Raw genomic sequence first — 24060 nt, forward strand, 5'->3', positions numbered from 1 at the left:
GCCAATATAGCACCCGCCCCTGGCGGCCCTCACGCGCGCTGGCAGCGCGGGCAGTAGAAGGTGCTGCGCTGGCCCTGGCGCAGCTGGCGGATGGGCGTGCCGCAGTCGCCGCAGGGCTGGCCCTCGCGGCCATAGACGCGCGTCTCGGTCTGGAAGTGCCCGGCGCTGCCGTCGGCGCTGGAAAAATCGCGCAGCGTGGTGCCGCCGCGGTCCACCGAGCGCTGCAGCACCTGGCGGATGGCCGCGTGCAGCCGGCGCGCGCGCACCGGCCCGATGGCCGCCGCCGGCGTGGTCGGGCGGATGCCTGCCAGAAACAGCGCCTCGCTGGCGTAGATGTTGCCCACACCCACCACCAGGCGGCCAGCCAGCAGCAGCTGCTTGACCGGCATGCGGCTGGCGCGCAGCCCGGCCAGGAAGACGCCCAGGTCGAACGCCGCCTCGTCCAGCGGCTCCATGCCCAGATTGCCCAGCAGCTTCGCGGCGCGCGCGTCGTCCTCGCCCGCCGCCCAGACCACGGCGCCGAAGCGGCGCGGGTCGTGCAGGCGCAGCGTGCCGAGGTTGGTCACCAGGTCGAAATGGTCGTGCGTGCCGGCAGGCGGCAGGGTGCGCGCAAAGCGCAGGCTGCCGGACATGCCCAGGTGCATCAGCAGCAGGCCCCGGTCCAGGTGCAGCAGCAGATATTTGCCGCGCCGGCGTACGCCCTGCACGCGCCGGCCGACGAGCTCCTCGGGGGCGATGCCCAGCGGCCAGCGCAGCGGCTTGCCGGGGATGGCGGCCAGCACCGTGGCGCCTTGGATGTCCGCCGCGAAGCTGCGGCGCGTGACCTCGACTTCGGGCAGTTCGGGCATGTGGGGAAACGGGGGAAATGTCGGGAAATCGGCTGGCCGGAAGGCCGTGTACCTTGGATTATTATGGGTCGATGGTCTTTCTCCTTCGCCCGCCGCGAACTGTGGCCGCCATCAGCCTGCTGGCCGGCTGCGTCCTGTCCACCGCCTTCGCGCAGCCGGTGCCGCCGCCGGACGGCACGCCGGCGACACTGCCGGAGGTCGAAGAGTCCGAGCCCGTCGGCAGCGACCGTGACGCGGCGCTGTCGGCCGAGATGTTCTATGAGCTGCTGATGAGCGAACTGACCAGCAGCAATGGCGACCCGGCCACCGGCTACGCGCTGATGCTGGACGCCGCGCGGCGCAGCAACGACCCGCGTCTGTACCGCCGCGCCAGCGAACTGGCGCTGCAGTCCCGCTCGGCCGAGTCGGCGCTGATCGCCATCCGCGCCTGGAACGCGGCCTACCCGCAGTCGCGCGACGCCAACCGCTACCTGCTGTACGTATTGGTCACGCTCAACCGGGTGAACGAGAGCGCCGGGCCGCTGAAGCGGGAAATATCCGGCGGCTCGACGCGCAACAAGATTTCCGCGATCCGCGCCCTGCCCCAGCTGTACGCGCGCGTCAGCAACAAAGCCAGCGCGGCGCGTGTGGTCGAGCAGGCGCTGCAGGAGGAACTCAGGCACCCGGCGGTGGGCTCGGTGGCCTGGACCACCATCGGGCGCATGCGCCTGGCGGCGCAGGACGCGCCGGGTGCGCTGGCCGCGGCGCGCGCGGCCCTGGAGCTGGACCATACCGACGACGGCGCCGCCGCGCTGGCGCTGCAGTTGATGGAAGACGGCACGCCCGAGGCGCAAGCGCTGCTCGAGCCTTACTTCGCTGCCACGCCGCTGCCCGAGCTGCGCCTGGCCTACGCGCGTGTGCTGCTGGAGGCGCAGCGCCTGGACGAAGCGCAGGCGCAGGTCGAGGCGCTGACGCGCGAGCAACCGCAGGCGCCCGAGCCCTGGCTGCTGCAGGCGTCGCTGAAGCTGCAGGCGGGCGAACTGGACGCCGCGCAGCAGGCCGCCGAGCGTTTCGTCGAGCTGCTGCAGGGCGCGCCCGAGAGCGAGGCGCGCGAACGCGCGCTGGCGCAGGCCTGGCTGGTACTGGCGCAGATCGCCGAGAAGCGCGGCGACCTGGCGCAGGCCGAAAGCTGGCTGGCGCGCATCGGCGCCGGCGCCGACCTGCTGGGCGTGCAGCTGCGGCGCGCATCGCTGCTGGCGCGCCAGGGCAAGCTCAGCCAGGCGCGCGGCCTGATCCGCGCCACCCCGGCCAAGACCCCCGAGGAGGAACGCCTGCGCTGGCAGGCCGAGGCCCAGCTGCTGCGCGACGCGGGCGACTACCGGCAGGCCCTCGAAATCCACGGCAAGGCTCTGGCCATGGCGCCGCAGGACGACGACTTGGCCTACGACCAGGCGATGCTGGCCGAAAAGGCCGGACAGCTGTCCGAGGCCGAACGGCTGCTGCGCGGCATCATCGCGCGCTCGCCGCAGCACCACCACGCCCTGAATGCCCTGGGCTACCTGCTGGCCGACCGCGGCGAGCGGCTGGAGGAAGCGCGCCAGCTCATCACGCGCGCGCTGGAGCTGTCGCCGGACGACCCCTTCATCACCGATAGCCTGGGCTGGGTCGAATTCCGCATGGGCCGGCGCCAGCAGGCGCTGGAGCTGCTGCAGCGAGCCTTCAAGATCCAGCCCGATGCGGAAATCGCCGCGCACCTGGGCGAGGTGCTGTGGACACTCGGCCGGCGCTCTCAGGCCCTGGAGGTCTGGCGCAAGGCTTTGGATCTGAGCCCGGACAATGAGGCCCTCCGCGCCACTCTCAAACGCCTGGGAGCCAGGCCGTGACGCTACCCGCGCAACGCGGCCGGCTGGCGCTGCTGGCAATGGCCGGCATCTGGCTGGCTGGCTGTGCCCAGCCCCCGCGCCAGGCGCGCGAGGCGGCAGCCGCGCAGCACTGGAGCGGCCGGCTGGCGCTGCAGGTGGACCAGGAGGGGGCGCAGTCGTTCAGCGCGGCCTTCATCTTGTCCGGGACACCCGAAACCGGTCGCCTGCAGCTGTTCAGCCCGCTGGGCAGCACCCTTGCCGAGCTGCAGTGGCAGGCCGGGCTGGCGCGCCTGACCACGGGCAGCGAGCAGCGCGAATCAGGTTCGCTGGCGCAACTGGCGCAGGAGCTCACCGGCGCCAAGCTGCCCATTGAGGCCCTGTTCGCCTGGCTGCGCGGCGAGGCCGTGCAATCCGCCGGCTGGCAGGCCGACCTGTCGCGCCTGGCCGATGGCCGGCTGGTGGCTACGCGTCAGCAGCCCGCGCCGCAGGCCACGCTACGCATCGTGCTCGAGCGCTGACCCTTTTTCCACAGCTTGTTTCTTCGCACCATGCGCGCCCTGCACGACGTGCCGGCTCCGGCCAAGCTCAACCGTTTCCTGCACATCACCGGACGCCGGGCCGACGGCTACCACCTGCTGCAGTCGGTGTTCATGCTGATCGACTGGTGCGACACGCTGCACTTCGAGCTGCGCGCGGACGCGGCGTTGTCGCGCGAGGACCTGGGCCCTGCTCTTCCAGCGGATGACCTGTGCCTGCGCGCGGCGCGTGCGCTGCAGGCCGCCACCGGCTGCGCCCAGGGCGCGCACATCGCCGTGGACAAGCATGTGCCGGCACAAGCCGGCATGGGCGGCGGCTCGTCGGATGCGGCCACCACCCTGCTGGCGCTGAACCGGCTCTGGGGCTTGGGCCTGACGCGCGCGCAGTTGCAGGCCATCGGCGTGACGCTGGGCGCCGACGTGCCGTTTTTTTTGTGCCCAGGTTCGGCGTGGGTGGAGGGAATTGGTGACATAATCCGGCCTCTCGAGTTGCAGCACGCACTGGAGGCCGAGCATTTCGTGGTGGTCAAGCCCGAAGCCGGACTGGATACGAAAGCGATTTTTTCCAGCCCTTCGCTCAAGCGTGATTCAGAGCGTGCTACAATCTCGGACTTTGCTGCAGCACCAAACAGTTTCGGAAGAAACGATCTGCAGCCAGTCGCCCAGGCCCTGTGCCCCGAAGTCGACCAAGCCCTGCAGTGGCTGGCGTCTAAGGGATTGCGGCCCAGGATGACCGGCTCCGGAAGTGCGGTGTTTGCGCAGATTGCACAGACGGTTGATTTGCTCGATGCGCCCGCAGCATGGCAAGTCAGGATGTGCAGGAGTCTCGCAGTTCATCCGCTTGCCGGCTGGGTTCGGGATTGAAAGATACAAGGTTGGCTGGCCACGCCGGTCGACCTGTGTAGGGGAGTCGCCAAGTTGGTTAAGGCACCGGATTTTGATTCCGGCATGCGAGGGTTCGAGTCCTTCCTCCCCTGCCAAATTTCTCCAGTCCCGCACGGGACGTGACATCAGCCAGCCGACAGCCGAGTTGCTCATGCAAGCCAATCACCCTGATTTCATGGTTTTCACGGGCAATGCCAATCCGGCAATGGCCACCGAGATCGCGGGTCATCTGGGCATCGGGTTAGGGGCCATCGACGTGGGGCGCTTCTCCGACGGCGAAGTCACCGTCGAGATCAAGCAGAACGTGCGCGCCCGCGAGGTTTTCGTGGTGCAGTCCACCTGCCAGCCGACCAACGAGAACCTGATGGAGTTGCTGATCATGGTCGACGCGCTCAAGCGCGCCTCGGCCGAGCGCATCAGTGCCGTCATCCCCTACTTCGGCTACGCCCGCCAGGACCGCCGCCCGCGCTCCACGCGCGTGCCGATCACGGCCAAGGTCGTGGCCAACATGCTGCAGGCCGTGGGCGTCAACCGCGTGCTGACGATGGACCTGCACGCCGACCAGATCCAGGGCTTCTTCGACATCCCGGTGGACAACATCTACGCCTCGCCGGTGCTGCTGCGCGACTTGGTGCAAAAGCAGTACGAGGACCTGATCGTCGTCAGCCCCGACGTGGGCGGCGTGGTGCGTGCGCGCGCACTGGCCAAGCAGCTGGGCTGCGACCTGGCCATCATCGACAAGCGCCGCCCGAAGGCCAACGTCTCCGAGGTCATGCACGTGATCGGCGAGATCGAGGGCCGCAACTGCGTGATCATGGACGACATGATCGACACCGCCGGCACGCTGGTCAAAGCCGCCGAGGTGCTCAAGGAGCGCGGCGCCAAGAACGTCTACGCCTACTGCACGCACCCCATCTTCTCGGGACCGGCCATCGAGCGCATCGCCAGCGGCTCGGCCCTGGACGAGGTGGTGGTCACCAACACCATTCCCTTGAGCGCCGCCGCCAAGGGCTGCCCCAAGATTCGCCAGCTGACCGTAGCGCCGCTGATCGCCGAGACGATCCAGCGCATCGCCACCGGTGAGTCGGTCATGAGCCTGTTCGCGGAGCAGGAGCAGGGCTGATACCCGGCCCCGGCAACTGCTTCCCGAGCAACCTGCAGGCCTCGTCCCATGTTTCGGGCCGAGGCCTTTATCAACAGTGGACCGCGCTGGTCGCGGCCGGTCCCCCATCGGAGTGAACATCATGCAATTCGTCGCTTTTGAGCGCGCCAAGCAAGGTACGGGTGCGAGCCGCCGCCTGCGCATCACCGGTCGCGCCCCGGGCATCGTCTACGGCGCAGGCGCCGAGCCCCAGCTGATCGAGCTGGACCACAACGCCCTGTGGCACGCCCTGAAGAAGGAAGCCTTCCACTCCAGCATCCTGGACATGGAACTGAATGGCCAAACCGCCAAGGTGCTGCTGCGCGACGTGCAGTACCACCCCTTCAAGCAGCAGGTGCTGCACGTGGACTTCCAGCGCGTGGACGAGCGCACCCGCGTGCATCTGAAGGTGCCGCTGCACTTCGAAGGCGTGGAAGAGTCGCCCGCCGTCAAGCAGGAAGGCTGCACCGTGACCCCGGTGCTGCACGAGCTGGACGTGGTGTGCATGCCCTCGCAGCTGCCCGAGTTCATCAAGGTCGACCTGAGCGACCTGACGGCCAAGTCCACTGTGGGCGTGCAGTCGCTGAAGCTGCCGCACGGCGTGAAGGCCGTGGTGCGTGGCTCGAACAAGAACCCGGCGCTGATCTCCATCAAGCTGCCCGAGGTGGTGGTGGACGCATCCGCTGCCGCACCGGCACCCGCTCCTGCCAAGAAGGGCAAGAAGTAATTCCTGCCTTCATCACGGCGCTGCGCCCTGCGTGCAGCGCCGTGTGCCCATGGCCCGCCTTGTGCGGGCCATTGTTTTTTTCGGCCCGCGTTTGCACGGGCCGTTGGTGTTTCTGGCCGGCGAAGCGTCAAGCCGTGCCGCTGTCCGGATAATCGCCCCATGATCAGACTGCTAGTGGGCCTGGGCAATCCCGGGCCGGAATACGACGGCACCCGGCACAACGCGGGCTTCCAGTGGATCGACGAGGTGGCGCGCGAGCTGAAGGTGCAGCTGGTGCCCGAACGCAGCTACTGGGGCCTGGCGGCGCGCGCCAGCGTACAGGGCCAGAGCGTCTGGCTGCTGCAGCCGCAGACCTACATGAACCTGTCGGGCAAGTCGGTGGCGGCGCTGGCGCGCTTTTTCAAGATCGCGCCGCAGGAGGTGCTGGTGGCGCACGACGAGCTGGACTTCGAACCCGGCACGGTCAAACTCAAGCAGGGCGGCAGCCACGGCGGGCACAACGGCCTGCGCGACATCCACGCCCAGCTGGGCGGCACCGACTACTGGCGGCTGCGCATCGGCATCGGGCACCCGGGCGTCAAGTCCGAGGTGGTGAACTGGGTGCTCAAGCGCCCCGCCCCGGCCGAGCGCGAGCGCATCGAGGACAGCATCCGGCATGTGCTCAAAGCGCTGCCCACGATCCTGTCCGGCGACATGGACAAGGCCGTGCAGCAGGTCAACACGCTGAAGCCGCCCCGGCCCAAGCCACCGCGCCCGGCGGCTGCTCCGGGCCCTGCCTGAGCTCCTGTTTCAATAGCTGGAGGCCCTGACGAACAAAGGGCTTCAGGCCGTTTCGGCCTTGGACTTTTGCGTCAGGCGGTTGAACTTCTGCAGCAACGTTTCACGGCTCTCGGCATGCGCCGGGTGCTGCGGGATGCAGGCCACCGGGCAGATCGCCACGCACTGCGGCTCGTCGAAGTGGCCGACGCATTCGGTGCAGCGCGACGGGTCGATGTCGTAGTGCTCGGCGCCCATGGAGATCGCCTCGTTCGGGCACTGCGGCTCGCACACGTCGCAGTTGATGCACTCCTCGGTGATCATCAGCGCCATGGGAGGCTCCAGCGGCCGCGCCGGCTGGGCGCGCGGCGGTCGATACGGGGAATGACGGCGGACATGGGCCGGGATTATCCGCCCCGCCCTGGCGGCGGCGCCGGCGCCAACCCGTACGCCCCCACGGCTTTTGCCGCTATGCTGCCCGTCCGGCGCCGGTTGTGGCGCCGCTTCGTTTCCATGGCCCTGTTCCTGCTCCAACGTCTTGCCTCGCTGGCGGCCACGCTGCTGGCCGCCTCGGCCGTGGTGTTCTTGGTACTGGAAGTTTTGCCGGGCGACGCCGCCCAGGTGCTGCTGGGTCCGGATGCCGCGCCCGAGGCGGTGGCGGAACTCACGCGCCAGCTCGGCCTGCATCTACCCGCGTGGCAGCGCTACGGCCAGTGGCTGGGCGGCCTGTTCACCGGCGACCTGGGCACCAGCCACGCCTATGGCACGCCGGTGGCCGGGCTGATCGGCGAGCGTCTGGCGCTCACCGTGCCGCTGGCGCTGCTGGCCATGCTGCTGGCGTCCGTCCTGGCACTGGTCGCCGGGGTGTACGCCGCCGCGCGGCACAACCGGCTGGGCGACGTGGGCGTGATGGCGCTGGCGCAGCTGGGCATTGCCATTCCCAACTTCTGGTTCGCCATCCTGCTGATCCTGCTGTTTTCGGTGAAGCTGCAGTGGTTCTCCGCCGGCGGCTTTCCGGGCTGGAGCCAGGACGCCGGGGGCGGCTTCTGGCCGGCGCTGCAGGCGCTGCTGCTGCCGGCCGTGGCGCTGGCCGTGGTGCAGGGGGCGATCCTGGCGCGCGTCACCCGCTCGGCGGTGCTGGACGTGCTGCGCGAGGACTTCGTGCGCACCGCCCGCGCCAAGGGCCTCACGCGCCGCGCCACGCTGTGGAAGCACGTGCTGAGGAACGCGCTGATCCCGGTCGTCACCGTCATGGGCCTGCAGTTCGCCAACCTGCTGGCCGGCACCATCGTGGTGGAAAACGTCTTTTACCTGCCCGGTCTGGGCCGGCTGATCTTCCAGTCGATCGCCAACCGCGACCTGGTGGTGGTGCGCAACTGCGTGATGCTGCTGGCGGCGCTGGTGGTGCTGGTGAACTTCGCCGTGGACCTACTGAACGCCACCATCGACCCGCGCATCCAGCGCCGCACGGCGCGCTGACCGATGGACGCCACCCTGCACGACCGCCCCGCCCTGCTGCGCGCGCTGCGCCACCCCAGCCTGGCGCTGGGCGCGCTGCTGACGCTGGTACTGGTCGGCGCGGCGCTGCTGTCCTTCGTCTGGACGCCCTGGCCGGCCTACGAGATGGACCTGGGCGCGACGCTGGCGCCCCCCAGTGCGGCGCACTGGCTGGGCACCGACGCCTATGGCCGCGACGTGGCGTCGCAGCTGCTGGTGGGCGCGCGCGCCACCATCGCCGTCGGGCTGATCGCCGTCGGCATCGGGCTGTCGCTGGGCGTGCTGCTGGGCCTTCTGGCGGCCGCGCGCGGCGGCTGGGTGGACGAGCTGCTGATGCGCGTGGCGGACTTCACCTTCGCCTTTCCGGCGCTGCTGCTGGCCATCATGCTGACCGCCGTGTACGGGCCGGGCATGGTGAATGCCATCGCTGCCATCGGCATCTTCTACGTGCCGACGTTCGCGCGGCTGACGCGCGCCTCGGCGCAGGCGGTGTGGGCGCGCGAATACGTGCTGGCCGCGCGCGCCAGCGGCAAGGGCGCGGCGCGCATCACGCTGGAGCACGTGCTGCCCAACATCGCCTCGGTGCTGATCGTGCAGGCCACGATCCAGTTCGCCCTGGCGGTGCTGGCCGAGGCCGCGCTGTCCTACCTGGGCCTGGGCACGCAGCCGCCGCAGCCGTCCTGGGGCCGCATGCTGGCCGAGGCGCAGACGCTGATGTTCCAGGCGCCGCTGCTGGCGGTGTGGCCGGGGGTGGCGATCGCGCTGGCGGTGCTGGGGCTGAACCTGCTGGGCGACGGGCTGCGCGACGTGCTGGATCCGAGGTTATGAGGAATACCCCCCTGCGCGGCTGCGCCGCTTCCCCCCTCTCTCGCCGCGCTGCGCGCGGCGGGAGGGGGGACGACGCTGGTGGACCGGCAAAGCCGGATCCACGGCGTCTGCTGGTATGGAGGGGCGCGGCGTGCGGGTGGCACGTGCGTGGTGCGGTCGAGTGCGGAGCGTGCAGGTGGCGTGGGCCTGGGGCTTTCAGCGCGCGACGCATGGCATGCGGAACATGACAATGGGACATGGACAAGGTGCAGCCTCCCTTGCTTGAAGTGCGCGATCTGCGCGTCGGGCTGGACACGCGGCGCGGCCGCGTGCAGGCCGTGCGCGGGGTGGGCTTCACGCTGGCGCGCGGCGATACGCTGGGCCTGATCGGCGAATCGGGCAGCGGTAAGTCGCTCACCGCGCTGGCGCTGATGGGCCTGCTGCCCGACGGCGCTCAGGTGCACGGCAGCATCCGGCTGGACGGGCAGGAGCTGGTCGGGCTGCCGGAGGCGCAGTGGTGCGGCCTGCGCGGCAACCGCATGGCCATGGTGTTCCAGGAGCCGATGACGGCCCTGAACCCAGTGCACACCATCGGCCGCCAGGTGGCCGAGCCGCTGCGCCTGCACCAGGGCCTGTCGGCGCGCCAGGCGCGCACTGAAGGCGTGGCGCTGCTCGAGCGCGTGGGCATCGCCGGCGCCGCGGCGCGGCTGGACGCCTACCCGCACCAGTTCTCGGGCGGGCAGTGCCAGCGCATCACCATCGCCATGGCCCTGGCCTGCGGGCCGCAGCTGCTGATCGCCGACGAGCCGACCACGGCCCTGGACGTGACGCTGCAGCAGCAGGTGCTGCAGCTGATCCAGGAACTGGTGGCCGAGCGCGGCATGGCGCTGCTCTTGATCTCGCACGACCTGGCGGTGATCGCCCGCAGCGTGCAGCGCACGCTGGTGATGTACGGCGGCACGGTGGTCGAGCAGGGGCCGACCGGGGCGCTGTTCGCGCAGCTGGCGCACCCGTACACGCGCGGGCTGTTCGCCGCGCGCCCGCAACTGGGCGCGGCGCGCGTGCCGGGGCAGCGCCTGCCGACCATCGCCGGCACCGTGCCCGAGCTGGCCGACCTGCCGCCAGGCTGCCCGTTCGCCGGGCGCTGCCCGCTGACGATCGACGCCTGCCACGACGCCCTGCCCGCGCCGGTGGTGCTGGGGGCGGGTCATACGGTGCGCTGCATCCGGCTGGAAGGGGCATGATTGCTATGTTTTATATAGCTGCACAGCCATTTTTTTTCGGGACATACCGGGGTTTTGGCTTGAAATCCGGCGGCTGGGGCCGCGCGCGGGGCTGCGGGCGTATGGCCTTGGGGCGGGCAGGCGGATGTTCGAGCCAGTGGCGGGGGGCGGTGCGCGGTGCGGAGGCCCTCACCCCAGCCCTCTCCCAGAGGGAGAGGGAGCAAGAAGGCGGCCCTTGCCTGCCAAAGTCGGGGTTTGAGCTTGCTGCAAAACACCCGGGCACGACCTGTTCCGCACCCATTGCGGCATTGCCCCCTCCCCATCTGAGAGAGAGCCGAGGTGATGACCCGTGTCCATGTCCTCCCGCATTGCCCCCTCTCCCCCTGGGAGAGGGCTGGGGTGAGGGCCAGCCACGGTGACCATGCCACCTCCCCTGCTCGAAGTGCGCAACCTGCAGCACCACTACCCCCTGCCCCGCACCCGCCTGCTCGGCCCGCGCCCGGTGCTGCCGGTGCTGCACGGCGTCGACCTGGACATCACCGCCGGCCGCAGCCTGGGCGTGGTGGGCGAATCGGGCTCGGGCAAGTCCACTCTGGCGCGCATCGCCATGGCGCTGGAGACGCCCGTCGCCGGCAGCGTGCGTCTGCTCGGGCGCGACCTGCACGCGCTGCCGACGCGCGAGCTGCGTGCCGCGCGGCGCGACTTCCAGATGGTCTTCCAGGACCCCTACGGCTCGCTGGACCCGCGCCAGCGCGTCGAGCGCATTGTCACCGAGCCGCTGCGCGCGCTGCACCGGCCGACGCGCCGCGAGGCGGCCGAGCGCGCCGCCGAGGTGCTGGCCCAGGTGGGGCTGCGCCCGGGCGACGCGCGCAAGTTCCCGCACGAGTTCTCGGGCGGCCAGCGCCAGCGTATCGCCATCGCCCGCGCCCTCATCACCCGGCCGCGGCTGATCGTGGCCGACGAGCCGGTCAGCGCGCTGGACGTGTCGGTGCAGGCGCAGGTCCTGAACCTGCTGGCCGAGCTGCAGGAACGCCACGGCGTGACCTACCTGCTCATCAGCCACGACCTGGCCGTGGTCAGCCACCTGTGCGACGAGGTGCTGGTGCTGCAGGCCGGGCGCGTGGTCGAGCGCGGCACGCCGCAGCAGCTGTTCACGCAGCCGCAGCACCCCTACACCCAGGCCCTGGTGGCAGCGGTGCCGCGCATGCCGGTGGTGTAAAAACACGCCAGGCCGCCGCGCCCCGAGGGGCCGCGCAGCACCGTTTTTCCCCTTTCCACGCTTCGAGGAGACGCCCGCCATGTTCACCCGCCGCACCGCCCTGGCCACCAGCGCCCTGGCCGCCAGCGTGCTGTCCACGCCCCTGCAGTCGCTGGCGCAGGCCGGCAAGAAGGACAGCCTGACCCTGGGCATGACGCTGGAGCCGCCGGGACTGGACCCCACCGCCGGCGCCGCCAGCTCGATCGCCGAGGTCACGCTCTACAACATCTACGAGACGCTGACCAAGATCAACGCCGACGGCAGTGTCTCGCCGCTGCTGGCCGAGGGCTGGGAGGTCTCGCCGGACCTCAAAACCTACACGTTCCGCCTGCGCCGCGGCGTGAAGTTCCACAACGGCGCGCCGTTCAACGCCGAGGCGGTGAAGTTCTCCTTCGACCGCGCCGGCGGCGAAAAGAGCACCAACAAGGACAAGCGCACTTTTGCCAACCTGACCACGCAGGTGGTGGACGAGTACACCGTGGTGCTGCTCAACCGCGAGGTGGACCCGGACCTGCTGTTCCTGCTCGGCCAGGCCACGGCCATCATCGTCGAGCCGGGCAGCGCCGAGACCAACGCCGCCAAACCGGTGGGCACCGGCCCGTACAGGCTGGGCGCCTGGAGCCGCGGCGCGTCGGTGTCGCTTCTCGCCTGGCCGGACTGGCGCGAGGCCTCGCAGGTGCGCATCCGCCGCGCCATGTTCCGCTTCATCCCCGACCCCGCGGCGCAGGTCGCGGCGTTGCTGGCCGGCGACGTGGACGTGTTTCCGCGCGTGTCGCCGCGCAGCATGGCGCAGTTCAAGGGCAGCCCGCGCTTTCAGGTCATCGTCAGCGGCTCGCGCGCCAAGACCATCCTGGCCATCAACAACGCCAGGAAGCCGCTGGATGACGTGCGCGTGCGCCGGGCGATCGCCGCCGCCATCGACCGCAAGGCGGTCATCCAGGGCGCGGCCGACGGGCTGGGTGTGCCGATCGGCAGCCACTACGTGCCGGGCGCGCCGGGCTACGTGGACACTACCGGCCTGAACCCCTACGACCCGGAAAAAGCCAAAAGGCTGCTGGCCGAGGCCGGCGTGAAGACGCCGCTGGAGCTGACCATGACGCTGCCGCCCGCGCCCTATGCGCGCCAGGGCGGCGAGGTCATCGCCGCGCAACTGGCCAAGGTGGGCATCCAGGCCAAGCTGCAGAACGTGGAGTGGGCGCAGTGGCTGTCGGGCACCTACGGCAACAAGAACTACGACCTGACCATCATTTCGCACGTCGAGCCGTTCGACTTGGGCAACTTCGCCAAGCCGGACTACTACTGGGGCTACCACTCGCGCAAGTTCGACGAGCTGTACGAGCAGATCCAGAACGCCACCCGCCCCGCCGACCGCAACCGGCTGCTGGGCGAGGCGCAGCGCCTGCTGGCCGAGGACTGCGTGCACGCCTTCCTGTACCAGCCACAGTGGGTCACGGTGGCGGTCAAGGGGGTGAAGGGGCTGTGGAAGGACATGCCGGTGTTCGTCAACGACCTCTCCACAATGTCTTGGGCAACCCCCTGAGCGGCTGCGCCGCTTTCCCCCTTCCCTGGCGCTTCGCTTGGGAGGGGGACGACGCTGGTGGACCGGCGAAGCCGGATCCACGACGTCTGCTGGCCTGGGGCGCGCCGGTGCCATGGGGCGGAGGCCAAATCGAGCCAATAAATTGGGGTCAGATTCCAATTTTCCCGATATCTTCCGGAGTCATCACCCAGGCCCGATTGGGGTCAGATTCCAATTAAAACTTTGCGCTTTGCCCTCTTGAGGGCCGGCGACCCAGGGCGCGCTGCGGCGCAGCCAGACTTTCGGAGACAACACGCATGACCGAGTTGCACGAGCTGTCCGCGCACGAGATGCTGGCGGGCTACCGCGCGCGGCGTTTCTCGCCGGTGGAGGTGGTGCAGTCGGTGCTGGCGCAGGTCGCGCGCTGGGAGCCGCAGCTGCATGCCACCTACCTGCTGCGACCCGAGGCCGCGCTGGCGCAGGCGCGCGAGAGCGAGGCGCGCTGGCTGCGCGGCGTGCCCTGCGGGCCGCTGGACGGCGTGCCGGCGACGCTCAAGGACAACATCGCCACTGCGGGCGACCCGACGCCGCTGGGCACCGCCGCCACCGACCTGACGCCCGCCGCCCACGACGCCCCGCCCGCCGCGCGGCTGCGCGAGGCCGGTGCAGTGCTGTTCGCCAAGACCACCATGCCGGATTTCGGCATGCTGTCCTCGGGTCTGTCGTCGTTCCATGCGCTGGCGCGCAATCCGTGGGATCTGTCCAAGGGGCCGGGCGGCTCCAGCAGCGGCGCGGGCGCGGCGGCCGCGGCCGGCTACGGGCCGCTGCACGTGGGCACCGACATCGGCGGCTCGCTGCGCCTGCCGGCCAGCTGGTGCGGCATCTTCACCCTCAAGCCCAGCCTGGGCCGCGTGCCGATCGACCCGCCCTACACCGGCCGCGCCGCCGGGCCGATGACGCGCAGCGTGCGCGACGCGGCGCTGATGCTGCAGGTGCTGTCGCGCCCGGACGCGCGCGACAGCATGTCGCTGCCGCCGCAGCACATTGCCTGGGACGCGTGCGCCGCCACGCCCGAGGCGCTGCGCGGCCTGCGCTTCGGCCTGTTGCTGGACGCCGGCTGCGGCCTGCCGGTGCAGCCCGCCGTGCGCGCCGCCGTCGAGCATGCCGCGCGTCTGCTGGAACAGGCGGGCGCGCACGTCGTGCCGCTGCGACCGTTCCTCACGCGCACCATGCTCGACGGCATGGACCATTTTTGGCGCATGCGCTCGTACATGGACCTGCGCGCTCTGCCCGCGCCGCGCCAGACGCGCGTGCTGCCCTTCATCCGTGACTGGGCCATGAGCGCCGCTCACATGAGCGGACCGCAGGTGTTCGAGGCCAGCCAGCAGTTCCATGCCACACGCGTGGCCACGGTGCGCGCCTGCGCGCAGGTGGACTACGTGCTGTCGCCGGTCGCGCCCATCACGGCCTTCGCCGCCGAGCTGCCGTCGCCGACCAATGACCCGCTGCGCCCGCTGGAGCACATCGCCTTCACGGTGCCGTTCAACATGTCCGAGCAGCCCGCCGCGTCCGTCAACTGCGGCTGGGACGGCGCGGGCCTGCCCATCGGCCTGCAGATCGCCGGCCAGCGCTTCGACGACCTGGGCGTGCTGCGCGTGGCGCAGGCCTTCGAGCAGTTGCGCGGCCCACAACGGCCCTGGCCGCAGCCGCCGGGCTGAGCGGCACACTTCAGGTCAAATCGGCCTCCAGCCCATATAAATCAATGGCTATCAGCTATCGTTTTTAACATTCACCGCTGCGCCGTCGCCAGCCGCAGCGCCAGCCCCAGGAACACCAGCCCGGCCGTGCGGTTGAGCAGCCGCTGCGCCCGCGCCGAGCGCTGCAGCAGCGTGCCGAAGGCGCCGGAAAAGCAGGCGATGGCGCCGAACACCAGCAGCGTCGCCAGCATGAAGACCAGCCCCAGCAGCATGATCTGCGGCGCCAGCGCGCCGCGTGCCGGGTCGGCAAACTGCGGCAGAAAGGCCAGGAAGAAGATCAGCACCTTCGGGTTGGTCAGGTTCATGACCACGCCCCGCGCCACCATGCGCAGCGCGCCGGGAGCACGCGCGGCAGGTTCGGCGCTGGCGGCGGGCGGCGTGTCCGGGCTGTCCGCCTGCGCCCGCAGCGCGCCCCAGGCCAGCCACGCCAGGTAGGCCGCGCCGCACAGTTTCAGCGCCGTGAACGCACCGCTGGACGCGGCGAACACGGCGGCCAGCCCCAGTGCCACCGCCGCCGTGTGCCCCACCAGCCCCAGGCACAGCCCCAGCACCACGCACATGCCGGCGCGCCAGCCGCGCTGCGCCGACTGCACCAGAACGAACATGTTGTCCGGCCCGGGGGTCAGGGCCAGGAGCACGGCGACGCCGAAAAACGCGATCAGGGTCTGCAGGGACGGCATGGCGGGGGTCGAGTCGGGCAGAAAGGTCGGCCATTGTCACGCGCGCGCCGCGCCGCCCTGGCCAGCCACGCCGGCGCCTGCACAATGGCGTCCTTCCCCTGGCGCCCCGGCGCTGCCCCTGCCCCTTCAATTTCGTCCCATGGATCCCTTCGTCGCGGTCGCCTTTGCCGCCACCGGTGCCTGGCTGGTCAACGGCCAGCAGCAGCGCCGCCGCATCGCCCTGCTGTCGCAGCACCTGGCGCCGCTGCAGATCGAGCAGCTGATGCAGACCCTGACGCAGGGCTACCTGCGCGCCATGGGCGAGCCGGACGGCGCGCGCCGCCAGCAGATCCTGGACTTGCTGGCACCGCAGGAAGCGCAGCTGAGCCAGCAGTTCGAGCGCCTGGTGGCCAGCTTCGCGCGCGTGCCGGACCAGGAAGCCCGCGTCAGCCGCTTGGCCGTGGGGCTGCCGTTTGCCACCCAGCTGCTGCCCGGCCAGACCTTCGACATGCGCCAGCTGCTGGCGCTGCACGCCCGCGGCATCGCCCGTGCGGTGCGCAACGAGGACGGCCTGGCGCCGCGCGATCGCGCCTACGCCATGACTGCCGAGCTGCTGCTGATGCAGCACAGCTGCCACTGGTTTTGCAAGTCGCGCGCCGTGGCCAGCGCACGCATGGTGGCGCGGCACCAGACTCCCCATGCGCAGCTGCTGGCCTCGGTTTCGCCCGGCACGCGCGTGGCCTATCGGCAGCTCACCGGCGTGCATTGACCACGTCCGCAGCGCCGCGGCCCGCCGCGGTAACGCGCCGCCACCGGCAGCACAGGTTTGCGTACACCTGCTTACATGCGACGCCGTCCTACCCGGCGCCGGCAAGGAGGCTGCTTCAATCGGGAGCTATCCATGACAGCTCCTGACACTTCCCCTCCCTCCCCCTCGCCCTGGATCGCGCTGGGCGTGCAGCACGCCATCCTGGCGCGCGCCATGCCGGTGGTACGCCACGACATCGCCGGCATGCTGACCATCATGCGCATGGCCACCGTGGTGCTGCGCCGGCGCGCGCATGATGCCGCTGGCGGCGAGGCGCTGACGGCACAGCTGGAACACCAGGAAGAGCACCTGGCCAGCCTCTCCGACAGCGCACGCCGCCTGCGCCACTGGGACCTGCAGGGCCCGCATGCGCCCGAGCCGCTGGCCGCGACGGCGCAGCTGGCCCATGCGCTGGCGGCGCCGCTGTTGTCCATGCGCGGCCTGCAGCTGGAACTGCCCGCCCCGCAAGCCCCGCTGGCGCAGACCAAGGCGCCCCAGCAGCCGCTGCTGTGCCTGCTGCTGGGCGCCATCCACCTGCTGGCCGAAGACCCGCAAGGCGCGCCCGGGCGCATCTGCATCCTGCCCGGCGCGGGCGCCGCCAGCCTGCGCGTGCAGGCCGAGGGCTGCGCCGTCGACGCACCCCCGCCCGCGCCCACGCCCGGCATGCCGGCGCTGGACAGCGCAGCGCTGCAGCATCTGGCGCAGCACCTGCAGGCCGGCCTGCGCCACGGCCCGGGCTGGGTGGAAATCGATGCCCCGGGCGCGCAGGCCGTGCAGGCCGCAGCGCCAACGCCCTAGCACGGCACGCGGACATCGGGACGGCTGGCGGGCCACCCCCTAGAATGCCCCGTCGGCCCTGCCGCGCACCGCGCGGCCCGCACCCCTCCCCGCACACTGTGCTCCTTGCCCCCCCCCATTCCCCTGCGCCCGCCACAGCGCAGATTGCGCCCCTCGACGCCCTGGCCCGGCTGCGCGCGGCCACCCGCGCCGTGCACGAGCAGCTCGACCGGCAACTGCCCATCGCGCAGCCCGGCGCCGGGCTGGAGGCATACCGGATCCACGCCAGCGCCCTGCTGCCATGGCTGACGGCGCTGGCGCCTGAGCTGCAGGGGCTGGCGGCGCGCGTGCCCGGGCTGGTGCTGGAGCCGCAGCTGCAATTGCAGCGCCTGCACGCCGACCTGCACGACCTGGGACTGGCGCCGCACGACCTTGCGGCTGCCGCCGCCGTGGCTGCCGTGCAGCAACTGTTGCAGGCGCACGCCGGCGCGCACCAGGACGCGGTGCGCTGGGGCCTGGCCTATGTCGTCGAAGGCTCGCAGTTGGGTGGCCAGGTTCTGCACCGCCAGTTGGCGCCACGCGCCGGCACGCATCCGCTGCGCTACCTGCAGGGCAGCGGCGCCGGCACCGGGGCGCGCTGGCGCGCCTTCGTGGCGCTGTTGCAGCAGCATGTGCAGACCCCCGCCGACGTGGCCGCGGCCTGCGCCGGCGCGCTGGCCGCATTCGCCGCGCTACAGGCATGCTTCGACGCGCAGGGCAGCCCGGCATGAGCGCCGAGCCCATGGCCCAGCCCGCTGCGGCGCTGCCGGTCACGCTGGACAACTGCGACCGGGAGCCCATCCACATTCCCGGCTCGATCCAGCCGCATGGCGTGCTGCTGGCGTTGGACGCGCAGGGCCGTGTGCGCCATGTCAGCGCCAACAGCGCGCTGCTGGCGGACGGCGACATCGCCCCCGGCACACTGCTGCAGGACACGCCCCTGCACGCGCACGACGCGCTGTGGCAGCTGGTGCAGGACGGCCTGCGGGCGCTGGCCAGCCAGGACGAGCTGCCGATGCCGCTGGAATGCCAGTTGCAGGGCCGTACCTGGGACGTGGTGCCGCACCTGTCCCAAGGCCTGCTGGTGCTGGAGTTCGAGGAGCGCGCGGCGGATACCGGCGAGCTGTCCGACTTCGCCACCCGGGCGCACCGCGCCATGGAGCGGCTGCGCCGCACGCGTCCCATCGACGAGCTGCTGCAACTGGCCGCCGACGAGCTGCGCCAGCTCACCGGCTTCGACCGCGTCATGGCCTACCGCTTCCGCCACGACCACAGCGGCGACGTGGTGGCCGAGGCGCGCGCGCCGCAGCTCGATGAATACAAGGGCCGGCGCTACCCGGCCAGCGACATCCCGGCGCAGGCGCGCCGGCTGTACGTGGCCAACACGCTGCGCCTGATCGCCGACGTACGCGCCGCGCCGGTGCCGCTGCACAGCGACGGCGACGCGCCGCTGGACCTGAGCGCCAGCGTGCTGCGCAGCGTCTCGCCGATCCACATCGAATATCTGTCCAACATGGGCGTGGGTGCGTCGATGAGCATCTCGCTCATCGTGCATGGCCAGCTGTGGGGCATGCTGGCGTGCCACCACATGGCACCGCGCCAAGTACCCTACAGCGTGCGCATGGCCTGCGACGTGCTGGCGCAGCTGCTGGGCGCCAACATCCAGGGCATGCTGGCACGCAGCCAGACGCTGCGCGTGGGCGAGATGGGCGCACTGCGCGCGCGGCTGATCGAAAGCACGCTGCACGCCGAGGACGAGTTCGCTGCGCTGGTGCCGTTCGCTGCACCGCTGGCCCAGGCGCTGCGCGCCGAGGCCGCGGTGGTGGCCGAGCATGGCCGGCTGCACTGTAGCGGCGCCTTGCCCGAAGGCCCGGCGCGCGCACTGCTGGGCTGGGTCGAGCAGACCTGGGGCAGCCCCGGGCACCACCAGGCGCCCTGCCACAGCGACGCCCTGCCGACACTGGCGCCGCAGCTGTACCCGGCGCTGCTGCCGTGGTGCGGCGTGCTAGCGCTGCCACTGGACCGCGCCGGCGGCAGCTGGCTACTGTACCTGCGCCGCGAACAGGTCGAGACCATCCACTGGGGCGGCCGGCCCGAAAAGGAAATCCGCCCCGGCCCGAACGGCCCGCGCCTGACGCCGCGCGGCTCGTTCGAGCTGTGGAAGGAAACCGTGCGTGGCACCGCCGAGCACTGGAGCGCCGACGACCTGGAACTGGCCCAGCAGCTGCTGGACGAACTGGTGCGCGCGCAGCACGCACGCCACGCCGAGCTGCACCGCGCGCGCACCCAGCTGATGGCCATCCTGGGGCACGATCTGCGCGACCCGCTGCACTCCATCAGCATGGCCGCGCGGGTGCTGGAAAAGGCCGGCGACGGCAGCGGCCGCGCCGGCCAGATCGGCCAGCGCATCCAGTCGTCCAGCAGCCGCATGCAGCGCCTGGTCAGCCAGGTCATGGACATGTCGCGCCTGCAGGCGCGCCTGGGGCTGGATCTGCAGCGCGCCGAGGTCGACCTGGTGCCGCTGCTGCACGACCTGATGGACGAGGCGCGCACCGCCCACCCCGGCATCGCCATCGAGGCGCAGCTGCCGCAAGCCTTGGTGGCGCATGCCGACGTCGACCGCGTGGCGCAGGTGTTCACCAACCTGCTGAGCAACGCGCGCCACCACGGCCAGGCCGGCCAGCCACTGCAGGTGCGCGCCTTCCAGGACGCCGCCGGGCGGCATATCCAGGTGCGCAACGTCGCCGACGCCATTCCCGAGGCGGTGGTGGACAGCCTGTTCAAGCCGTTCAAGCCCACCTCCACCGGCAACGCACGCAACCGTTCGGGTCTGGGACTGGGGCTGTACATCGCACAGCAGATCGCCCAGGGCCATGGCGGCGCGCTCAGCTACCGGCACGAAGCGCCGCAGGTGGTCTTCACCCTGACCCTGCCCTGACACCGGCGCCCCTGCACGACCAGCGGCGCTCCCGCCTACATCCGCCGGCGCGGCGGCCCCACAGGCCGGCGCTGCGCGCTGGCGGCGCAGGATTGCAGGGCCATCGGCATACTTGCGCGCCATGACTCCTGACGTTCTTCTGGTCGACGACAACCCCGATGCCTGCGCCCTACTGGCCGAGCTGCTGCAGATGCAGAACTATGACGTGCGCAGCGCCAGCACCGGCGCCCAGGCCCTGGCGCTGATGCGCGAGCGCCCGGCGCAGCTGCTGCTGCTCGATCAGAATCTGCCGGACATGGACGGCTCGGCCCTGGCGCAGCAGCTGCGCGCGCTGGCCGAGGCGCAGGGCCGGCGCTGCGTGGCGATCGCCATCACCGGCATGGCCAGCGGCCGCGCCGGCGCCGTGCTGCCGGGCTTCGACCATGTGCTGGGCAAGCCGCTGGACTTCGACGCCTTCGACGCCGTGCTGGAGCAAAGCCGCGCCGCGCTGGGCTGAGGCCGCGCGGCCGCCTCAGCCGTGCGCCAGCGCCGCCACGCCAGCGGCGATCAGTACGGCACCGGTCACGCGCGCGGCGCGGCCGTCCTCGCCCAGCAGCCGCCCGCCGATCAGCGCGGCGAACAGCATCGAGACCTCGCGCGCTGGCGCCACCAGGGCCAGCGGCGCGCTCTGCAGGGCGTACAGCACCAGCACGTAGGCCACCGGGCTGACCGTGCCCACCAGCAGCGCGAAGTGCCATTGCGTGGACCACAGCCCTTTCAGTTCGCGTGGCCGGCGCAGCGCCACCGGCGCCAGCAACACCACGCGCAACAGGTTGCCCATGTAGTCCAGCAGGATCGGCGACAGCAGCAGCGCCTTCACTGCATAGCCATCCACCACCGTATAGCTGGCGATGAACACGCCAGTGAGCACGCCGTACAGAAGCCCCTTGCGCAGGCGCCGCTGCGCATCGCCCGTGCCTTGGCGCACGCGCAGCAGGGCCGGACCGCCCGCCACCAGGAATACCCCGCCTACCACGCCCGCCAGGCCCAGCACGCCCCAGGCCGAGAGACGCTCGCCCAGCAGCAGCAGCGCCGCCAGCGAGGACAGCAGCGGGCCCGTGCCACGTGCCAGCGGGTAGACCACCGTCAGGTCCGCCTTGCGGTAGCCGCGCAGCAGCGTCACGTAGTACACGACATGCAGCACGCCGCTCACGGCGACGATGCCCCACTCGCGCGCGCCCCACAGCGGCACGGCGTCGCGGCCCAGCCACCAGCCCAGCGGGGCCCAGACCAGCATCATCAGCACCGAGGTGAAAAAGGCGAAGCGCGCGTCGCCGCCGGCCTTCTTGGCGGCGATGTTCCACAGCGCGTGGATCAGGCCGGCCAGCAGGATCAGCCCGAAGGCGTGCGGCGTCATGGCGCCCGCCGCGCCGGGCGGTGAGGGAAAACCGGCGCCGTCAGGCGCGGCCGATGATGGACGCCGTCGCCATCAGCTCTTCCAGCAGCGCGAACGACACCCGTCCGGACGCCGCGTAGGGGTCGAACTCGGGCCGTTCGGAATACTTCAGCACGATGGAATGGTTCAGCTTGGCCAGGTTGACCTGGCCCATGGTCCAGCCGCCGAAGCGCCGCTCGGCGATCTCCTCGAACGACAGCAGCTCGACGTCGCGGTGGCGCGCATCGCGCTGGATGTGGCCGAACAGCTCGCTCACCGCCGAGCGCCCGCCCTCGATGGCCTGCAGGAAGACACCGCCGCCATAGCACAGCACGCCTGTGATGCCGCTGGGCGGGTTGTGCTGGCGCGCTTGCGCCAGGATGGCTTCGATGGCGGCGGGCGACGGATCGACCGCGCGGCTGACGTAGAGCAGGCGCACCAGCATGGCTCGGTTCCTTCACTTCAAGACTGCGGCAGGGTCTGCCACTGTGGCTCAGCCCCGACCCGGGATGAGCGAGAGAAATTCGCGCCTGAGCGTAGGGTCGGTGAGAAACACCCCGCGCATGACCGAGTTGAGCATCTTGCTGTCCATCTCGCGCACGCCGCGCCAGGACATGCAGAAGTGGCTGGCTTCCATGACGATGGCCAGGCCGTCGGGCTGGGTTTTCTCCATGATCAGGTCGGCCAGCTGGATCACCGCCTCTTCCTGGATCTGCGGGCGGCCCATCACCCAGTCCACCAGCCGCGCGTACTTCGAGAGGCCGATGACGTTGGTGTGCTCGTTGGGCATGACGCCGATCCAGATCTTGCCGATCACCGGGCAGAAGTGGTGGCTGCAGGCGCTGCGCACGGTGATCGGGCCGACGATCATCAGCTCGTTCAGGCGCTCGGCGTTGGGAAACTCGGTGATCGGCGGCGGCGCGGCGTAGCGGCCCTTGAACACCTCGTTGATGTACATCTTGGCCACGCGGCGGGCGGTGCTGCGCGTGTTGTGGTCGCCGGCGGTGTCGATGACCAGGCTGTCGAGCACGCCCTGCATCTTGGATTCGACCTCGTCGAGCAACTGCTCCAGCTCACCCGGCTCGATGAACTCGGCGATGTTGTCGTTGGCATGGCAGCGCTGGCGCGCCGCCGCCAGGCGCTCGCGGATCTTGACGGAAACGGGCGTGCCCTCGTCGTCGGCGCCAGAAGCGCCAGGGGCGTCGGTGGGATTCGGCATGGTGCGGCATGGTACCAGCGAAGCAGCACCAGCGTTTTATGGGTGTTTTTGGCCTTTGGCCTTTGTATTTGAAAGGCCTGTAGCTATCAAATATATAGCAAAAGCCACGGTTTTTCTGCTGCCGGACGGCGTGGCTGCAGGCTCCCCGGCGGGTCAGTAGCGGTGGCCGGTGACCCACAGCGCCATGCGCATCAGCGCCAGCGCCAGCCGATCCAGCAGGCGCTGGCGCCACGGCCGGCCGGCGCAGGCCGCCGGGTGCAAGGGTCGGCCGGCATGCTGCATGGCGTCGACCAGGCGCGCGCGCAGTTCGCGCGCGAACGCGCCATCCTGCACCACCACGTTGGCCTCGCGCGCCAGCAGCAGCGACAGCGGGTCCAGGTTGGAAGAACCCACCGTGGCCCAGGGGTGCGCGCCCTCGGCGTCGATCACCGCCACCTTGGCGTGCAGGAAGCTGGGCGCGTATTCGTGGATCTCCACCCCGGCGGCGAGCAGCGCCGCCAGCACCGGACGCGCCGCGTGATATTGCATGAAGTATTCGTAGCGCCCCTGCAGCAGCAGCCGCACGCGCACGCCCCGGCGTGCGGCCAGCTTCAGCGCGCGGCGCAGCTTGATGCCGGGGATGAAGTAGGCGTTGGCGATGATGACCTCGTGGCGCGCGCGGGCGATGGCACGGCGGTAGGCGCGTTCGATGCCGGCGCGCTGGCCGACGTTGTCGCGCAGCAGCAGCCGCGCGCGCATGCCGTGATCGCTGCGTTCGACGCGCTCGGCGCGGCGGCGCTTGAGCCCGGCGGCGCGCGCCGCGCGCCAGTCGGCCAGCGCCAGCCCGAGGCGACGCTGGCGCGCGTCCTGGCCGGCCTTGAGGCTCCACCACAGCTGCTCCATGGCATCGCTGGCCTGCGCCACCAGGCTGCCCTGCACGCGCACCGCGAAGTCCAGCCGCGGCGCCTGCAGCCGGCCGTGGTTCGGATCGTGGAAATCGTCCAGCACGTTGATGCCGCCGCAAAACAGCACCTGGCCATCGACGACGCACAGCTTGCGGTGCAACCGGCGCCAGTGCGTGGGCCACAGCAGTTGCAACTGGCGCAGCGGCGCATACGCCTGCAGCTGCACCCCGGCCTCGGCGAACACGCGCGGCCAGGGGTCTGGCAACCGGCCGGTGCCAAAGCCATCCACCACCACCTGCACGCGCAGGCCGCGCGCGGCCGCACGCACCAGCGCCTGCGCCACCTCCACGCTGCTGTCGGTGCAGTCGAAGATGTAGGTCTCGAACTGGATGTCCGACACCGCCGCATCCATGGCGGCGATGAGCGACGGGAAATACTCGGCCGTGCCCTGCAGCAGCTCGACCTGGTGGCCCGGCCGCAGCCCGGCGGGCGGCGCGGCCGAGGTGCGGTGACCCATGGGCGGCACG

General features: G+C 70.9%; 24 protein-coding genes and 1 tRNA gene. 18 read left to right on the forward strand and 7 right to left on the reverse strand.

Going from position 1 to position 24060, the window contains the following annotated elements:
* Nucleotides 1–29: 29 nt before the first annotated feature.
* Nucleotides 30–848: a bifunctional DNA-formamidopyrimidine glycosylase/DNA-(apurinic or apyrimidinic site) lyase gene (gene mutM, locus BLQ61_RS06270; RefSeq protein ID WP_091567949.1), complete on the reverse strand. Its 819-nt coding sequence runs from the start codon at nt 846–848 to the stop codon at nt 30–32.
* 71 nt (nt 849–919) lie between these two features.
* Between mutM and BLQ61_RS06275 the strand changes: the two genes are divergently transcribed.
* From BLQ61_RS06275 to pth, 7 genes are all read left to right on the forward strand, one after another.
* Nucleotides 920–2710, forward strand: coding sequence for a tetratricopeptide repeat protein (locus tag BLQ61_RS06275; RefSeq protein WP_091567953.1), 1791 nt, complete (start codon nt 920–922; stop codon nt 2708–2710).
* Nucleotides 2707–3207 (forward strand): outer membrane lipoprotein LolB, encoded by a 501-nt coding sequence (locus tag BLQ61_RS06280; protein ID WP_342672229.1) that lies wholly within the window; start codon nt 2707–2709, stop codon nt 3205–3207. Before BLQ61_RS06275 ends, BLQ61_RS06280 begins: the two co-directional genes overlap by 4 nt.
* 30 nt (nt 3208–3237) lie before the next feature.
* The gene (gene ispE / locus BLQ61_RS06285; RefSeq protein ID WP_091567958.1) at nt 3238–4089 is read left to right on the forward strand and encodes a 4-(cytidine 5'-diphospho)-2-C-methyl-D-erythritol kinase; all 852 of its coding nucleotides are present in this window, start codon (nt 3238–3240) and stop codon (nt 4087–4089) included.
* A gap of 39 nt (nt 4090–4128) precedes the next feature.
* Nucleotides 4129–4205: transfer RNA gene (locus tag BLQ61_RS06290), tRNA-Gln, on the forward strand.
* Between the two features lie 56 nt (nt 4206–4261).
* Complete coding sequence (locus BLQ61_RS06295; protein ID WP_091567961.1) at nt 4262–5233, forward strand: ribose-phosphate pyrophosphokinase; 972 nt, start codon at nt 4262–4264, stop codon at nt 5231–5233.
* A gap of 121 nt (nt 5234–5354) precedes the next feature.
* Complete coding sequence (locus BLQ61_RS06300; RefSeq protein WP_091568599.1) at nt 5355–5978, forward strand: 50S ribosomal protein L25/general stress protein Ctc; 624 nt, start codon at nt 5355–5357, stop codon at nt 5976–5978.
* Nucleotides 5979–6137: 159 nt separating this feature from the next.
* Nucleotides 6138–6758 (forward strand): aminoacyl-tRNA hydrolase, encoded by a 621-nt coding sequence (pth, locus tag BLQ61_RS06305; protein ID WP_091567963.1) that lies wholly within the window; start codon nt 6138–6140, stop codon nt 6756–6758.
* A gap of 42 nt (nt 6759–6800) precedes the next feature.
* Here the strand turns inward: pth and BLQ61_RS06310 are convergent, their stop codons facing one another.
* Nucleotides 6801–7067 carry a YfhL family 4Fe-4S dicluster ferredoxin gene (locus BLQ61_RS06310; RefSeq protein ID WP_091567967.1) on the reverse strand — a complete coding sequence of 89 codons (267 nt, stop codon included), beginning with the start codon at nt 7065–7067 and terminating at the stop codon, nt 6801–6803.
* Between the two features lie 180 nt (nt 7068–7247).
* Between BLQ61_RS06310 and BLQ61_RS06315 the strand changes: the two genes are divergently transcribed.
* The 6 genes from BLQ61_RS06315 to BLQ61_RS06340 all read left to right on the forward strand — a co-directional run bounded on the left by BLQ61_RS06315 (nt 7248) and on the right by BLQ61_RS06340 (nt 14756).
* Complete coding sequence (locus BLQ61_RS06315) at nt 7248–8213, forward strand: ABC transporter permease (RefSeq protein ID WP_091568600.1); 966 nt, start codon at nt 7248–7250, stop codon at nt 8211–8213.
* Between the two features lie 3 nt (nt 8214–8216).
* Nucleotides 8217–9059, forward strand: a complete 843-nt coding sequence (locus BLQ61_RS06320; protein ID WP_091567970.1) for an ABC transporter permease — start codon at nt 8217–8219, stop codon at nt 9057–9059.
* Nucleotides 9060–9295: 236 nt separating this feature from the next.
* Nucleotides 9296–10282 carry an ABC transporter ATP-binding protein gene (locus tag BLQ61_RS06325; protein WP_091567972.1) on the forward strand — a complete coding sequence of 329 codons (987 nt, stop codon included), beginning with the start codon at nt 9296–9298 and terminating at the stop codon, nt 10280–10282.
* Nucleotides 10283–10682: 400 nt separating this feature from the next.
* On the forward strand, nt 10683–11480 hold the full coding sequence (locus tag BLQ61_RS06330) for an ATP-binding cassette domain-containing protein (RefSeq protein WP_091567975.1): 798 nt from the start codon (nt 10683–10685) through the stop codon (nt 11478–11480).
* A 79-nt stretch (nt 11481–11559) separates the two neighbouring features.
* Nucleotides 11560–13059 (forward strand): ABC transporter substrate-binding protein, encoded by a 1500-nt coding sequence (locus BLQ61_RS06335; protein WP_091567978.1) that lies wholly within the window; start codon nt 11560–11562, stop codon nt 13057–13059.
* A 296-nt stretch (nt 13060–13355) separates the two neighbouring features.
* The gene (locus BLQ61_RS06340) at nt 13356–14756 is read left to right on the forward strand and encodes an amidase (RefSeq protein ID WP_091567980.1); all 1401 of its coding nucleotides are present in this window, start codon (nt 13356–13358) and stop codon (nt 14754–14756) included.
* 71 nt (nt 14757–14827) lie between these two features.
* Here the strand turns inward: BLQ61_RS06340 and BLQ61_RS06345 are convergent, their stop codons facing one another.
* Nucleotides 14828–15475 (reverse strand): LysE family translocator, encoded by a 648-nt coding sequence (locus tag BLQ61_RS06345; protein ID WP_091567983.1) that lies wholly within the window; start codon nt 15473–15475, stop codon nt 14828–14830.
* A 139-nt stretch (nt 15476–15614) separates the two neighbouring features.
* On the opposite strand from BLQ61_RS06345, the gene BLQ61_RS06350 reads away from it, so the two are divergent.
* From BLQ61_RS06350 to BLQ61_RS06370, 5 genes are all read left to right on the forward strand, one after another.
* Nucleotides 15615–16223, forward strand: coding sequence for a hypothetical protein (locus tag BLQ61_RS06350; protein WP_091567985.1), 609 nt, complete (start codon nt 15615–15617; stop codon nt 16221–16223).
* Nucleotides 16224–16355: 132 nt separating this feature from the next.
* Entirely contained in the window at nt 16356–17060 is a 705-nt protein-coding gene (locus BLQ61_RS06355; RefSeq protein ID WP_091567988.1) for a hypothetical protein, read from the forward strand.
* 98 nt (nt 17061–17158) lie between these two features.
* Nucleotides 17159–17809: a biliverdin-producing heme oxygenase gene (locus tag BLQ61_RS06360; RefSeq protein ID WP_245703872.1), complete on the forward strand. Its 651-nt coding sequence runs from the start codon at nt 17159–17161 to the stop codon at nt 17807–17809.
* A complete protein-coding gene (locus BLQ61_RS06365; protein WP_245703875.1) occupies nt 17806–20016 on the forward strand; it encodes a GAF domain-containing protein in 2211 nt (736 codons plus the stop codon). Before BLQ61_RS06360 ends, BLQ61_RS06365 begins: the two co-directional genes overlap by 4 nt.
* Nucleotides 20017–20137: 121 nt before the next feature.
* Nucleotides 20138–20512, forward strand: a complete 375-nt coding sequence (locus tag BLQ61_RS06370; RefSeq protein ID WP_091567993.1) for a response regulator — start codon at nt 20138–20140, stop codon at nt 20510–20512.
* A gap of 15 nt (nt 20513–20527) precedes the next feature.
* Here BLQ61_RS06370 and BLQ61_RS06375 read toward each other — a convergent pair whose 3' ends face one another.
* From BLQ61_RS06375 to clsB, 4 genes are all read right to left on the reverse strand, one after another.
* Nucleotides 20528–21412, reverse strand: coding sequence for a DMT family transporter (locus BLQ61_RS06375; protein WP_091567996.1), 885 nt, complete (start codon nt 21410–21412; stop codon nt 20528–20530).
* A 40-nt stretch (nt 21413–21452) separates the two neighbouring features.
* Nucleotides 21453–21875 (reverse strand): BLUF domain-containing protein, encoded by a 423-nt coding sequence (locus tag BLQ61_RS06380; protein ID WP_091567999.1) that lies wholly within the window; start codon nt 21873–21875, stop codon nt 21453–21455.
* A 48-nt stretch (nt 21876–21923) separates the two neighbouring features.
* Nucleotides 21924–22649, reverse strand: coding sequence for a GTP cyclohydrolase I (gene folE / locus BLQ61_RS06385; RefSeq protein ID WP_091568002.1), 726 nt, complete (start codon nt 22647–22649; stop codon nt 21924–21926).
* A gap of 153 nt (nt 22650–22802) precedes the next feature.
* Nucleotides 22803–24050, reverse strand: a complete 1248-nt coding sequence (clsB, locus tag BLQ61_RS06390; protein WP_091568004.1) for a cardiolipin synthase ClsB — start codon at nt 24048–24050, stop codon at nt 22803–22805.
* Nucleotides 24051–24060 lie beyond the last annotated feature (10 nt).

The organism is Oryzisolibacter propanilivorax (assembly GCF_900103645.1).
In the GTDB taxonomy this organism is placed as follows: domain Bacteria; phylum Pseudomonadota; class Gammaproteobacteria; order Burkholderiales; family Burkholderiaceae_C; genus Melaminivora; species Melaminivora propanilivorax.